Genomic DNA, 13,766 nt, shown 5'->3' with positions numbered 1-13,766 from the left:
AGTTGCGTCAAATCACAACTATTCGATGCTGAGCTTGTAGCCGATGCCGCGCACGGTCTGAAGCCAGACCGGATTGGCCGGGTCCTGCTCGATCTTGCGGCGCAGACGATTGATCTGAACATCGATTGTACGTTCGCCGACATCGCCGTCCTGTCCGGTCAGTTCATGACGTGGAATGGTTTCCCCCGCGCGTTCCGCGAAGATCGCCATGATGTCCTGCTCACGATCCGTGAGCTTGATGGTTTCGGTGCCTTTCTTCAATTCGCGGCGCGGAATGAAGAATGTGTAAGGCCCGAACACGATCTGTTCGATCTTGGGCTGGGCAGGCGGTGCGCCGCGGCGCAGAATATTGTTGATGCGCAGCGTCAGTTCGCGCGGATCGAACGGTTTTGGCAGATAATCGTCTGCGCCCGCGGAAAGGCCATCAATGCGGTTGTCGGTTTCCGACAGCGCAGTCAGCATCAGGATCGGCACGTTCTTTTGTTCGCGCAGCGAGCGGGTCAGAGAAACGCCGGTCTCGCCGGGCATCATCACGTCGAGAATCAGAAGGTCGAAATCGATACCTTCCAGCTTGCGGCGCGCTTCGGCAGCGCTTGCGGCAATGGTGACGCGAAAGCCGCTATTGGTCAGATATTGCGAAAGCAGGCTGCGAATTCGCGTGTCGTCATCGACAACGAGCAGATGCGGGGCGTCATCCGAGAGTGATTTTTGTTCTTCTACGGTCATGGCGTCTTTCGATCCCATTCAGTTTCTGTTCGCTGACGACACAGGGCCGTCGGAGGCGCATATTATCGACTGGAATGTGGCGCGTCTATTCGCAGTGCTTGTGTATATGTTTTTACACAAGCACTTAGTATTCCGCCGCGTAACACTTATTTCACTGCCGTTCTTCACCGGAAAAGCTGTCGATCTGAGCGCGGCGTTCCGGATTGACCATATTATACAGAAAGCGCTCGATGATGGCGCGATCTTGCGGAGCGCATCCCTCAAGGGCGCGGGCAATGCGATGCGACTGCGGCAAGGCGAGGGCAAGCGTCAGCTGGCGTCCGCTTTTCGTGGGGTAGAGCTTGCGGTGGCGACGGTCGTGGAGACCGGTTGCCTGAACCACATGGCCGGTATCGATCAGCTGCTTGAGAACACGCGACAGGCTCTGCTTGGTGATGCGCAGAACTTCCAGAAGTTCGGCCACCGTCATGCCCGGCTTGCGATTGATGAAGTAAAGCACCCGGTGATGGGCGCGGCCAAAGCTGATCTTTTCGAGAATGAGATCGGGATCGGCGGTGAAGTCGCGATAGGAAAAGAACAAAAGTTCGATGACGTTGAGATCGGCCGCCTCCTCGGCTGTCAACGGATTGCTTATATAATTCATGTCGTTCGTCGAATTCACATTGAGGCTCCGTACTGCTGCGATAAATATGTCAGCATTATTGACATAATTCAACCGCCCAGATAATTTTCGGTAAGCGTGAGCTGGCTTTTTGGAACAATGTTTACGCTGGCGTATGCTGGAGGAGAGATAATTACGCGACCGGGTTCCGATCACTGCCGTCAAGGCCGTGAAAAGGAAATCTGCAACCGCATGATCCCGCTGGTCGGGAGGATTATTTTTTGTCCATGCGTGCTCCGATAAGGTTTTGTGCAAAATCTTTGCTCAACCTCTAAGCATTTCGCACCAAAAGGCCAGTATTCGCGTGGAAAAAGGCGCCTGTTTTGCCGGTAATATCGATTTAACCGACAAAATGGGAATGCGGAGACGTTTGCCCGAGCAGAATCTGCCCTGAGACAGCGCCGCAAGTGTAATATTTAGGAGCAAGAAAATGGCTGCGATTCCATTCGATCAAAGGGACGGATATATCTGGCTGGACGGTGAATTCGTCGACTGGAAAGATGCGAAAATTCATGTCCTCACCCATGGCCTGCATTATGCAAGCACGGTTTTTGAGGGTGAGCGCGCCTATGGCGGCGAAATCTTCAAGCTGAACGAACATACCGAGCGTCTGCATGAATCGGCACGGCTTCTCGGTTTTGCGCTGCCTTACAGCGTTGAAGAAATCAACGATGCCTGCCGGGCGCTGATCAAGAAGATGGGCTATGTCGATGCCTATGTGCGCCCGTTTGCATGGCGCGGTTCGGATTCGCTCGGCGTTTCGGCCCAGAACAACCGCATTCACGTGGCAATCGCCTGCTGGGAATGGCCAAGCTATTTCTCGCCGGAAGAAAAGATGAAGGGCATTCGCCTCGACATCGCTGAATATTGCCGCCCGGATCCGCGCACCGCGCCGTCGAAGTCCAAGGCATCCGGCCTCTACATGATCTGCACGATCTCCAAACACGCAGCCGAAGCCAAGGGCTATGCCGATGCGCTGATGTTCGACTGGCGGGGCCAAGTGGCGGAAGCGACTGGCGCCAATGTGTTCTTCGTCAAGGACGGTGCGCTGCATACGCCAAAGCCGGATTGCTTCCTCGACGGCATCACCCGCCGCACCATTATCGATCTGGCAAAGCGTCGTGGTATCGAAGTCATCGAGCGCGCGATCATGCCCGAAGAAATGGCCGATTTCACTGAATGCTTCCTGTGCGGCACGGCAGCCGAAGTTACGCCGGTTTCGGAAATCGCCCAATACCGGTTCACCCCTGGTGAAATCACTGCTGTTTTGATGGATGCTTATACAGCGGAAGTGCAGCCAAAGCGCCAGGCGGCCGAGTGACTGGGTTTTAAACAGAAAAAGAGCGGCTTTCGGGCCGCTTTTTAGTATCTTTACTGCTTACTGTTTGACATTGGAAAGTTTCGGCTCAACATCTTTGTGCCGGAATCGCGTTGTTCCGGTATTGGAGCGGCCTCAGATCTGATGACCTCAAATCGACGCTCTGATTTTTGATCAGGCGCGCAAATATTCCGAACGGTTCATTCTTGTCGGAAAGCGCTCTAACAGAGATGGGGTGACGACTATGGAATCTCTATTGCCTATCATTCTCCAGCTGGTTGCCGGCGCTGTCGGTGGCAATATTGCTGGCGCTGCCAAGAACATCAGCCTTGGGACAACGGGTAACACCGTGGCTGGCGGTATTGGCGGGGTCATTCTCGGCCAGCTTCTTCCGATGCTCTCCGGCGGTGGTCTGGATTCGGTTCTCAATGGTGTTGTCGGCCAGCTCGCTGGCGGCGGTATCGGCGGTATCGTTCTGACTGCAGTTGTGGGGCTCATCAAAAACGCAATGGCTGCCAAGGCCTGAGGAATGCATTTGACCGGGTGGAAACATCGGGTCGCGCAAGGATGCACTTGAAATAAACAACTTGGAGCGCGCGCCAATTTCCGGCAAGCGCTCGGGGTAGACGGCACAGTTTTCAGAGCCACCGGCAAGACGAACTGTTTGAGAGGGATAGAACGGACGGCCATGCGCCGTCCGTTTTTTTAGAGCGCATCCCGAAAAGTGTGAAACGCCTCCGTAGGGAAATCAGTTCACTGGACTGATTTCTGATCCTGCTTCGATCAGAAAAGATGCGCGTTAAAGCAAACATTTAGAGCGCCGATCTGATCCAATCAGATCGAAACGCGCTCTAATTGCGAGTTGAAATATCCGCAGCGATCGCGACGATTGTTGGGGCGGTGCGAGATTTTAAGCTCTTTCCGTATCGGGCCGGGGCCATTATGTGTGGAGCAACACAGGCGGCGGTTGATGCGATCTTCGCCGATCCACAGATGCGATGGAGTATCCACCATGGGCCAGCTACAGGCGATTATCGTCCCCGTTACCCCGTTTCAGCAAAACTGCACCATTCTTTTCGACGGCGAGACCAAGAAGGGTGTCGTCATTGATCCGGGTGGTGATCTGCCGAAGATCGAGGAAGCGATCCAGTCGCAGGACATCGAGATCGGGGCCATCTGGATCACCCATGGTCATATCGATCATGCGGGCGCTGCGGCCGATCTGAAGGAAAAGCTCGGCGTGGAGATTATCGGCCCGCATGTGGACGATCAGTTTCTGCTCGATAATCTGGTGGCGACCGGCCTGAAATACGGAATTGTCGACGGTGTGCGCAACGTCACGCCGGACCGCTGGCTGGAAGAGGGCGACAAGGTCACCGTCGCCGGACATGCCTTCGACGTATTTCATTGCCCCGGTCATTCGCCAGGCCACGTCGTCTTTTACAGCCCGGAAGCCCGCTTTGCGATTGTCGGCGATGTGCTGTTCAACGGTTCGGTGGGACGCACCGACTTGCCGGGTGGCGACCATGCTGCGCTGATCCAGTCGATCCGGGAGGAGCTTCTGCCGCTGGGCGACGATATCGGCTTTATTTGCGGACATGGTCCCGGCGGCCGGTTCGGCGAAGAACGCCGCAACAACCCGTTTCTGATCGGAATTGCGTAAAGGTTACAAAAAAGCCGCCCATTGGGCGGCTTTTTCCTTATCGATTTTGCACTTAAAGCGTATCGCGTTCAATCATATTCACGAGGCACGCTTTAAGCTTTTGTTTATACGCATGTCTTTCTCCCGAAACCGGTTCCCACTTTCGGGAGGTATGCTTTAGTTGGCGGTGCAGAAATGGTCGCGACCATCATAACCGCGATAGGTGCCGCTGCGTGGATTGAACGAGCGGTAAGTTTCCATGCAGTAGTCCTGCCAACCCTCGGTCCATGGCTCCAGATTCCGCGGACGATAGTAAGTCACGCGGCGCGGTGGAGGTGCCGGATAGTAAGCACGTGGCGCTGGGTAATACGCAGGTGGCGGAGGCGGCGCATCATAGATCGGTTCCGGCTGCACATAGGTCGGCTGCGGCTGGCTCAGCGCGCTGCCGATCAGCGCACCGGCTGCAAGGCCGATCACACCGGCGGCGACTGCATCGCCGCTGCCATGGTGATGACGGCGGCCCCAGGAATCTGCCGAAGCGGAAGCAAGAGGAGCAGCAATCGCTGCCAAAGATGCAACGGTCAGAATGGTTGTCTTCGCAAATCGGTTCATTGTTCGCTCCTTCAGAAGCTCGACTGCAATTCCTCTGGTGCAGACCGCTCGAAAGACGGAGCACCAATCATGGATAATGGGTTAACTCTTTCGACATGAATGGAGGCTGAACAATGGTGAAATAGGGCGCCGAGCTCTCAATCGTCGGTAAAATACGCGCAGCGTCTGTAACAATTCGCGGGCGGGTTATGAGGGGGGCCTGGCTCGTTAATTGCCGGATGCGCTCTTACGGACCGCCGACACTCCATTGAAGAAATTTGGGCAATAAAAAACCCCGGCGTGAACCGGGGTCATAATTGGTATTGAGAACAATCAACCGGTAACGGTGATGTTAACGGCCTTCGGGCCCTTGCCGCGACGATCCGGTTCGGTTTCGTAGGAAACCTTCTGATTGTCTGCGAGGCCCGTCAGGCCCGAAGCCTGTACAGCAGAGATGTGCACGAAGATATCCGCGCCACCATCATCGGGCTTGATAAAACCAAAGCCCTTTTCATTATTGAAGAATTTGACCAGTCCGGTCTGTGCCATTGGATCCGTTCCTTTTCCTTGGCGCCACCATTTCTTTCAAAAACGATGGAATTACGTCTTCTGCCGAGCGCACCACACACCCGACAGAGGGTCATGCAGGCAGTTCTCGACATTGGGAAGGAACCGATCATTGTCTGGGTATTCCCAGACCCGGAACTTATAGCGGCCCCGGCGCGCCGTTCTTCCAGTCTTCCATTTGTTCGCTAAATGCCCGAACGAGTGGAGACTGATCTATGACGCGAATTTTGGCAAGCAAATTCTTTGCGCCCCCGATGTTTTGTTATCTTTGAACCGGAACGCGGGTTTATTTTTTCGATTATTTCTAGAATTTCTGAAGCGGTATACCGAAATAGAACAGCCTATCCTTGATATATAAGAGATCTTATAGAGAAGGCGCGTGTTTAAATAGCCGGATTAATTGGTGCGTTTAATAAAGTGCCCCATCTTTGCGGGCGCAAAAATGGTCACTTTCATCGATGCCCTAGCGATTGCGCGAAACAATGCATGCGCCGCCGGCTGCGCGCAACTTGCTACAAATACCATCGGCTTCCGCCCGGCTGTTGGCGCCGATCCGCACCGCATAGATGCCGCGCCGCCCCATCGGGGTGCGGATGCGGCTGATGACCGGGCTATGGCCGCTCAGCACAGAGGCGAATTGCTTGCTGAGGCGGCTCCATTGATTGACAGCCGCACCGCGGCGGAAATTCCCCGCAACCTGTATTCCCCATGGCTTCGGCTTGACGCGCGACATGGGTATCGTCGCCGAGCGGATGATCGGCAGGCGGCGGCAGGCTTCCGTAAAGGAACGCCCCGAATCAAGAGGCCGGTTCTGCACCTCCCTGCCGGAAGCGAAATCGTCGGCGGGTGCGCCGGTGATGTCCAGCACATAGTCCTCGGTTTCGAGCGGCAGGAAACCGCCCGAGCGCATCCAGCTGGAAACACGCCCCGGCCCGGCATTATAGGCCGCAGCGGCGAGACCCCAATTGCCGAAGGCTTTTTTGAGGTCGAACAGGAAACTGGCCGAGGCCGGAATTGCCTGCTCGATGTCGAACGGATCGGCCAGACCGCGCTCCTTTGCCGTATAGGGCATGAACTGTGCAATGCCTTGCGCGCCGACCGGGCTGACGGCCTGATGGTCGAACCGGCTTTCCTTCCAGATCAGGCGGGCGAAGAAATCCTTCGGTATGCTATGCGTGGATGCGCTGGTCTCGATCAACTGGCAGATTCGATTGACGGTGGGCGCTTTCTTTTCCGGCGGTAATGGTGGCGCCGATATGCGCGGATTGGGTTCGCTAAAGCTTGCCGGTGCCGGTTCTGCCTCGGCGGGAATGAGTGAAAGCGGGACGATCAGAAACGATGCCGCCAGAAAAGTTCCGAAACGCCGCATGTCGTCTTTCTGTTCGCTTTTGCCCCATGCTGTGACCCGGATTGTTCGGGCCGAAAGCTTGACTGCAGAGTAACGCAACTTGGCGACTTGTCGATACGTGGCGTCCAATCTTCCCATTTAAATCTTGCCCTTCGGAACATCTGCTCCATTCTAGATGGGGACAAAAGACGGATAGACGTTTCTGGAGAGGAGGAAACATGTCGAGGGGTTTGTCGTGGACCGGCTTGATTGCCGGTGTTCTGTTGTTGAGCGGTTGTGTTGCGGAAGGTGGTCCCGATCACAGGCCGCCGCCGGTCCGGCCCGGTAATCCGGGCCATGTGCAGGCCTGCCCGATGATCTATTCGCCGGTTTGCGGCGAGAGAAGGGGTGTCCGGCGGACATTCGGCAATGCGTGTTCAGCACGGGCGGAAGGGTTCCGCGTGGTGTCGAATGGTCAGTGCAGCAGTCGCCCGGGTTCCGGCTGGAATGGCCCCGGCGTCGGTCCGGCTCGTCCGCCGCAGCACGGCGTCCGACCGGGCATGGGCGCATGCACGCGGGAATATGCACCCGTTTGTGCGCGACGCGGCAGTGAACGGCGCAGCTTCTCCAATCGCTGCGAAGCGGAACGCGCCGGTTTCCGCGTCACGGGTGGCGGTCGCTGCTAGGTGAACGGCGAGGCGGATCAGCGTTCACGCGGCTCCGCCTCTCTATATCGCAAGGCATCGACCAGAAGCGCGAAGGCCGGGGAAGATTGTCTCCGGCTGGGGTAATAGAGATGAAAGCCCGGAAAGGGCGGGCACCAGTCTTCCAGCACGCGCACCAGCGTGCCATCGGCAAAACCGTCCCGCATATAGTATTCCGGCAAGCTGGCGAGGCCGAAACCGGCCTTGGCGGCTTCGACGATCATGGTCGGGGAATTGAGAATGAGCTGGCCTTCGACGCGCACCTTCAGCTCTCGCCCGTTCTTCTCGAATTCCCAGGCATAAAGCCCGCCATAGGTGAGCAGGCGCAGATTGATGCAACGATGCGCGGTCAGTTCCTGCGGAGTGCGGGGCACCGGATGACGTTTGAAATAGGACGGCGCGCCGACCACGGCCATGCGCACGTCAGGGCCGATGGGCACGGCGATCATGTCCTGTGCGATCTGCTCGCCAAGGCGAATACCGGCGTCATAACGATCGGCTACGATGTCGCGCAGCCCGGAATCGACGGCCACTTCGACGTGGATATCGGGATAGTCCGGCAGAAGTCGTTCCAGAGCGGGCCACAGGATGGACTGCGCCGCATGTTCGGGAGTGGTGATGCGAATGGTTCCGGCAGGCTTGTCGCGCAATTCGCTCAGGGCGTCGAGTTCGGTTTCGATCTCTTCGAAACGGGGCCCGATGGTGCGCAACAGCCTTTCGCCAGCCTCGGTCGGGGAGACGCTGCGCGTGGTGCGGGTGAGAAGACGCAGGCCGAGCCGTTCCTCTAGCCCGCGCATTGTGTGGCTGAGCGCTGATTGGGAAACGCCAAGTTTTGCCGCCGCGCGGGTGAAACTGCCCTCGCGGGCAATGGCCAGAAAAGCTAGCAGATCGTGAATATTGTCGCGCCGCATTGATGAATCCACTTCATGAGTTCATGCCGATTATAGTGTCTAATCATCGGCAGCAGAAGTTTTTAAGTTTGCCGCGATTTCAGGCGGGGAAAGAAAGGAAACACATCATGCAGATCAAGCGCATCGGGTCTCAGCCTTCGACCAAGGGTTCCGCCGATTATTTCACCGGTACGGTCCGGCTCGACATGCCGTTCAGCACGACGGCACCGGCGCGTGTTGGCGGCGCTACCGTGTCATTCGAGCCGGGCGCACGCACGGCGTGGCACACGCATCCGCTGGGCCAGATGGTGATCGTGACCGCAGGGCTTGGCTGGGCGCAGCGCGAGGGCGGCCCTGTCGAGGAAATCCGCCCCGGCGATATCGTCTGGTTCGAGCCGGGCGAACGGCATTGGCACGGCGCGACGGCCACCACGGCCATGACCCATATTGCCATCGCGGAAGCGCTCGACGGCAAGGTGGTGGACTGGCTGGAACATGTCAGCGACGAAGATTATCACGCATAAGGATATTGACCATGAAGAAGAGAATATTGGGCCGCAGCGGCCTTGAGGTTTCAGCCATCGGTCTTGGCTGCATGGGCCTTAGTTTCGCCTATGGTCCGGCCATGGAAAAGGCACAGGCGGTCGGGTTGCTGAGAGCTGCATTCGACAAGGGCATCACGTTCTTCGATACGGCGGAAGCCTACGGACCCTATGTGAATGAGGAAGTTCTGGGCGAAGCGCTGGCGCCGATTCGCGACCGGGTGGTGATCGCCACCAAGTTCGGTTTCGAATTCGACGACAAGGGCGGCCAGAATGGGGTGAACAGCCGTCCCGAACACATCCGTGCGGTTGCTGAAGCATCGCTGAAGCGGCTGAAGACGGATGTGATCGACCTTTTCTATCAGCATCGCGTTGACCCGGCGACGCCCATCGAGGATGTGGCCGGAACGGTTCGCGATCTGATCCAGGAAGGGAAGGTCAAGCATTTCGGCCTTTCGGAAGCTGGTCCGCAAACCATCCGACGCGCCCATGCCGTGCAGCCGGTCACGGCGTTGCAAAGCGAATATTCGCTGTGGTGGCGTGAGCCGGAACAGCAAATCCTGCCGGTTCTGGAAGAGCTGGGCATCGGCTTTGTCCCGTTCAGCCCGCTGGGCAGAGGCTTTCTGACCGGAACCATCGATAGCAAGACGAGCTTTGCGGCCAATGATTTCCGCAATGTCGTGCCGCGCTTTTCGACCGAAGCCCGTGATGCCAATCAGGCGCTGGTCGATATGCTTGGCGAGATTGCAGATGCCAAGGATGTCACCCGCGCCCAGATCGCGATTGCGTGGTTGCTGGCGCAAAAGCCATGGATCGTGCCCATTCCCGGTACGACGAAGCTGCATCGTCTGGAAGAAAACATCGGTGCCACCACTGTCGAACTGAGTGCCGAGGATCTGAACCGCATAGAAGCGACACTTGCCGCAATCACCGTGCAGGGCGACCGCTATCCGGCGCATTTGCAACAGCGTGTCGACCGGTAGCCCCGTTCAAGAGGAGACAGGACCATGCAGCGAATTCAGGACAAGGTCGTCATCATCACTGGCGCAAGCAGCGGTCTCGGTGAAGCGGCTGCACGGCGGCTGGCCGAAGGCGGGGCCAAGCTTGTGCTCGGCGCGCGCCGTCTCGATCGGCTACAGGCGCTGGCCGGTGAACTGAAACTGGCCGAAGGCGCGGTTCTGCGAACGGACGTGACCGACCGCCTTCAGGTTCAGCATCTGGTCGATCAGGCAGTGAAGCTGCACGGTCGTGTCGATGTGCTGATCAACAATGCCGGGCTGATGCCGCATTCGATGCTCGAAATGGGCAAGGTGGATGACTGGGATCGCATGATCGACGTCAATATCAAGGGCGTGCTTTATGGCATCGCCGCCGCCTTGCCGCATATGCGCGACCAGAAGAGCGGTCACATTATCAATGTCTCGTCGGTGGCGGGGCATAAGGTGGGACCGGGCGGCGCTGTCTATTCGGCCACCAAACATGCGGTGCGGGTCATTTCGGAAGGATTGCGTCAGGAAGTGAAGCCGTACAACATCCGCACGACGGTGATATCGCCGGGCGCGGTGGCGACGGAGCTTCCCAACAGCGTTACAGACCCGCAGCAGGCCGAGCGCGTGAAGGCGCTTTATAACAATGTGGCCATTCCGGCGGAGTCTTTCGCGTCCATGGTGGCTTTCGCGATGAGCCAGCCGGACAATGTTGACGTTAACGAGATCCTGTATCGTCCAACCGCGCAGGAATATTGATGGCAAAATAAATGCGGCTCCGGGTGGAGCCGCATTTTTATCTTCCCGGACGACCGGTCTTGCCGGGCCGCCGCTTCTTGCGGGCGACGTCCACCGGGTCTTCGTAAGAGCCGATACCGGCGCGTTCGCGGCGGACCGGGGCCTCTCCACCGGCGGGCACTTCCGTCCGCTTCACCGTCATTTCATCCAGCGAGTTCTTGCGGAATTTCGTGTCCGGCGCTGCGGGCAGCGGGCCATCGTGGCGTGGCTTCGCCATGTCCGTGCCCGGTCCCATATTGTCCAGCGACGGCTTCTGGAACAGAGACTTTCCGCTGGTGTCATCAACCGTTCTATGCACCTTGCGCCCGGCATTGTGGCGGCCCTTTGTGCGCCCGGTGACCGGGCTTTCCAGTTCCACCTCCCGCGCCATCGGATCGTCGGCAATGGCGAGTTCCGTCTCGCGCAGGCGCTTGATTTCGTCGCGCAGACGCGCGGCCTTTTCGAAATCCAGATCGGCAGCGGCATCGCGCATCTGCTTTTCCAGATATTCCAGATGGGCTTGCAGATTGTTGCCCATCATGCCGCCTTCTTCGGCAAAACCCGAAATATCGGCGCGGACATGGTCGCGTTCGTAGACCGAGTTCAGAATATCCGAAATGTTTTTCTTCACCGAGGCCGGTGTGATGCCGTGCTCTTCGTTGTAGGCAATCTGCTTCTCACGGCGACGGCTGGTTTCATCCATGGCACGCTGCATCGAGCCGGTAATGTTGTCGGCGTAAAGGATAACCTTGCCGTCGACATTACGCGCGGCGCGACCGATGGTCTGAACCAGTGAGGTTTCAGACCGCAAAAAACCTTCCTTGTCGGCGTCGAGAATGGCAACGAAGCCGCATTCGGGAATGTCGAGACCTTCGCGCAGCAGGTTGATGCCCACCAGCACGTCAAATGCGCCAAGACGCAGATCGCGGATGATCTCGATACGCTCCAGCGTGTCGATATCCGAGTGCATGTAGCGCACCCGTACGCCCTGTTCGTGCAGATACTCGGTCAGGTCTTCCGCCATGCGCTTGGTCAGCACCGTGACCAGCGTGCGGTAGCCCTTCTTTGCCGTGTCGCGGATTTCGCCAAGCACGTCGTCCACCTGCGTCTTGGCAGGGCGGATTTCCACGGGCGGGTCGATCAGGCCGGTCGGGCGAATGACCTGTTCGGCAAAAACGCCACCCGCTTCTTCCATTTCCCAGCTGCCCGGCGTTGCCGAAACGGCAATAGTCTGCGGACGCATCGCGTCCCATTCCTCGAAGCGGAGCGGGCGGTTATCCATGCAGGACGGCAGGCGGAAGCCATATTCGGCCAGCGTCGCCTTACGGCGGAAGTCGCCGCGATACATACCGCCGATCTGCGGGACGGTGACATGGCTTTCATCGATGAAAACCAGCGCGTTGTCCGGGATATATTCAAACAGGGTCGGCGGCGGTTCGCCGGGATTGCGACCCGTCAGATAGCGCGAATAGTTTTCGATGCCCGCGCAGGAGCCGGTGGCTTCCAGCATTTCTAGATCGAAAGTCGTGCGCTGTTCCAGACGCTGCGCTTCCAGCAGACGCCCGGCATTGTTCAATTCGACAAGGCGATGCTTCAGCTCGTCCTTGATCGACTTGATGGCCTGATTGAGCGTCGGTCGCGGCGTGACATAGTGCGAATTTGCGTAGATCTTGACCGATTTCAGATCGCCGGTCTTCTGGCCGGTGAGCGGGTCGAATTCGGTGATGGTTTCAATCTCGTCGCCGAACAGCGAAATGCGCCAGGCCCGGTCTTCCAAGTGGGCCGGGAAAAGTTCGATCGTGTCGCCACGCACGCGGAACGAGCCGCGCACGAAATTGATGTCCTGCCGCTTATATTGCTGCGCCACGAGATCGGCGAGCAGTTGCCGCTGGTCGAGCCGGTCGCCGATCTTCATTTCGAAGGTCATGGCCGTATAGGTTTCGACCGAACCGATACCATAGATGCACGAGACCGAAGCGACGATGATCACGTCGTCGCGCTCAAGCAGCGCGCGCGTGGCCGAGTGGCGCATACGGTCGATCTGCTCGTTGATCGAGGATTCCTTCTCGATATAGGTGTCTGAGCGCGGCACATAGGCTTCCGGCTGGTAATAATCGTAATAAGATACGAAATACTCGACCGCATTGTTCGGGAAGAAGCTCTTGAACTCGCCGTAAAGCTGCGCAGCCAGCGTCTTGTTGGGCGCGAGGATCAGCGCCGGGCGCTGGGTCTCCTGAATGACCTTGGCCATGGTGAAGGTTTTGCCGGAGCCGGTGACGCCGAGCAGCACCTGTGTGCGGTCGTCATTGGTCAGCCCTTCGACCAGATCACGAATCGCCGTCGGCTGGTCGCCGGACGGTTCGAATGGCGTCTCCATCTCGATGGAAATGCCGCCTTCGGATTTTTCCGGGCGGGCAGGGCGGTGCGGTGTCCAGAGCTGGCCGTTTTTGAACAGCGGATTGCCAGATTCGATCAGATCGGACAGCGCCTGCACGGTTGCGGTGGCGCCCGAGGCATTGAGCCCGGCAGCATCTTCAAGACTGATATCGAGACCGGCCACAGGATTGAGCCCTGCGGCTGCGCGCTCCTTGGCGGAAGCTGCGCCGCCCATCGAGGTGCCACGACCGCTGCGCGTCGCTTCCTTGCTGCGTTCGGGAATTTTCTTCGGCGTCTTGGCGGATTTCGATGCTTTGGCAGCAGGCTTTGCCGCTTCGTCGCCGATTTCCTTCGCCCAGTCGGCGATGGAGCCGGTCAACGGCGCGCCAGAAAGCTCGGCCTGCGGCATTTCGCTGAAGCCGTCAGCCGTATCGTGCGAATCCTGTGTGTATTTGTCTTTGGAGGAAGCCATGTCGCTAATATGGAATTTCGACATGCAAATGAAAAGAGCACGGCGGCAAAATCCGCCCTGTTGCCGGATCCTGGCAGGTGGCTCCTGACAGAAGGTTGTCAGGAAGTCGCGCCCGATAAATGCAGGTTGCGATGCCGCATGTTTTTCAGGATTGGTTTGTCCCATACTCCGGCAGAATCATTTGTGT

Annotated in this window: 14 protein-coding genes; 7 read left to right on the top strand and 7 right to left on the bottom strand. The window is 57.9% G+C overall.

Annotation, left to right across the window (positions count from 1 at the left end; translation table 11 throughout):
• Positions 1 to 18 precede the first annotated feature (18 nt).
• Both FIC94_RS05605 and FIC94_RS05600 read right to left on the bottom strand, forming a co-directional pair.
• On the bottom strand, positions 19 to 726 hold the full coding sequence (locus tag FIC94_RS05605) for a response regulator (protein ID WP_109369487.1): 708 nt from the start codon (positions 724 to 726) through the stop codon (positions 19 to 21).
• 151 nt (positions 727 to 877) lie between these two features.
• On the bottom strand, positions 878 to 1,387 hold the full coding sequence (locus tag FIC94_RS05600) for a MarR family winged helix-turn-helix transcriptional regulator (protein ID WP_109370273.1): 510 nt from the start codon (positions 1,385 to 1,387) through the stop codon (positions 878 to 880).
• A 430-nt stretch (positions 1,388 to 1,817) separates the two neighbouring features.
• Between FIC94_RS05600 and FIC94_RS05595 the strand changes: the two genes are divergently transcribed.
• From FIC94_RS05595 to FIC94_RS05585, 3 genes are all read left to right on the top strand, one after another.
• Entirely contained in the window at positions 1,818 to 2,708 is an 891-nt protein-coding gene (locus tag FIC94_RS05595; RefSeq protein ID WP_140024218.1) for a branched-chain amino acid aminotransferase, read from the top strand.
• A 241-nt stretch (positions 2,709 to 2,949) separates the two neighbouring features.
• Entirely contained in the window at positions 2,950 to 3,231 is a 282-nt protein-coding gene (locus tag FIC94_RS05590) for a hypothetical protein (protein WP_109369485.1), read from the top strand.
• Positions 3,232 to 3,717: 486 nt separating this feature from the next.
• Complete coding sequence (locus tag FIC94_RS05585) at positions 3,718 to 4,368, top strand: MBL fold metallo-hydrolase (RefSeq protein WP_140024217.1); 651 nt, start codon at positions 3,718 to 3,720, stop codon at positions 4,366 to 4,368.
• A 156-nt stretch (positions 4,369 to 4,524) separates the two neighbouring features.
• Here the strand turns inward: FIC94_RS05585 and FIC94_RS05580 are convergent, their stop codons facing one another.
• The 3 genes from FIC94_RS05580 to FIC94_RS05570 all read right to left on the bottom strand — a co-directional run bounded on the left by FIC94_RS05580 (position 4,525) and on the right by FIC94_RS05570 (position 6,874).
• Positions 4,525 to 4,959, bottom strand: a complete 435-nt coding sequence (locus FIC94_RS05580) for a BA14K family protein (RefSeq protein WP_109369483.1) — start codon at positions 4,957 to 4,959, stop codon at positions 4,525 to 4,527.
• Between the two features lie 312 nt (positions 4,960 to 5,271).
• Entirely contained in the window at positions 5,272 to 5,487 is a 216-nt protein-coding gene (locus tag FIC94_RS05575) for a cold-shock protein (protein WP_109369482.1), read from the bottom strand.
• A 481-nt stretch (positions 5,488 to 5,968) separates the two neighbouring features.
• Entirely contained in the window at positions 5,969 to 6,874 is a 906-nt protein-coding gene (locus FIC94_RS05570; protein WP_235891957.1) for a lytic transglycosylase domain-containing protein, read from the bottom strand.
• Between the two features lie 197 nt (positions 6,875 to 7,071).
• On the opposite strand from FIC94_RS05570, the gene FIC94_RS05565 reads away from it, so the two are divergent.
• Positions 7,072 to 7,518 (top strand): Kazal-type serine protease inhibitor family protein, encoded by a 447-nt coding sequence (locus FIC94_RS05565; protein ID WP_140024216.1) that lies wholly within the window; start codon positions 7,072 to 7,074, stop codon positions 7,516 to 7,518.
• Between the two features lie 17 nt (positions 7,519 to 7,535).
• On the opposite strand, the gene FIC94_RS05560 is transcribed toward FIC94_RS05565, so the two are convergent.
• A complete protein-coding gene (locus FIC94_RS05560; RefSeq protein WP_140024215.1) occupies positions 7,536 to 8,447 on the bottom strand; it encodes a LysR family transcriptional regulator in 912 nt (303 codons plus the stop codon).
• Between the two features lie 107 nt (positions 8,448 to 8,554).
• On the opposite strand from FIC94_RS05560, the gene FIC94_RS05555 reads away from it, so the two are divergent.
• The 3 genes from FIC94_RS05555 to FIC94_RS05545 are packed head-to-tail and all read left to right on the top strand — an operon-like array spanning position 8,555 to position 10,713.
• On the top strand, positions 8,555 to 8,950 hold the full coding sequence (locus FIC94_RS05555; RefSeq protein ID WP_140024214.1) for a (R)-mandelonitrile lyase: 396 nt from the start codon (positions 8,555 to 8,557) through the stop codon (positions 8,948 to 8,950).
• An 11-nt stretch (positions 8,951 to 8,961) separates the two neighbouring features.
• Entirely contained in the window at positions 8,962 to 9,951 is a 990-nt protein-coding gene (locus FIC94_RS05550; RefSeq protein ID WP_140024213.1) for an aldo/keto reductase, read from the top strand.
• A 24-nt stretch (positions 9,952 to 9,975) separates the two neighbouring features.
• Positions 9,976 to 10,713, top strand: a complete 738-nt coding sequence (locus FIC94_RS05545; protein ID WP_140024212.1) for an SDR family oxidoreductase — start codon at positions 9,976 to 9,978, stop codon at positions 10,711 to 10,713.
• A gap of 37 nt (positions 10,714 to 10,750) precedes the next feature.
• Here FIC94_RS05545 and uvrB read toward each other — a convergent pair whose 3' ends face one another.
• The gene (gene uvrB / locus FIC94_RS05540) at positions 10,751 to 13,579 is read right to left on the bottom strand and encodes an excinuclease ABC subunit UvrB (protein WP_140024211.1); all 2,829 of its coding nucleotides are present in this window, start codon (positions 13,577 to 13,579) and stop codon (positions 10,751 to 10,753) included.
• Positions 13,580 to 13,766: the final 187 nt, after the last annotated feature.

Origin of the sequence: Ochrobactrum teleogrylli (assembly GCF_006376685.1) — a bacterium.
Classification (GTDB): domain Bacteria; phylum Pseudomonadota; class Alphaproteobacteria; order Rhizobiales; family Rhizobiaceae; genus Brucella; species Brucella teleogrylli.
Note: the sequence above shows the minus strand (reverse complement) of the source record. Positions and strands in the feature narration are given on the sequence as shown.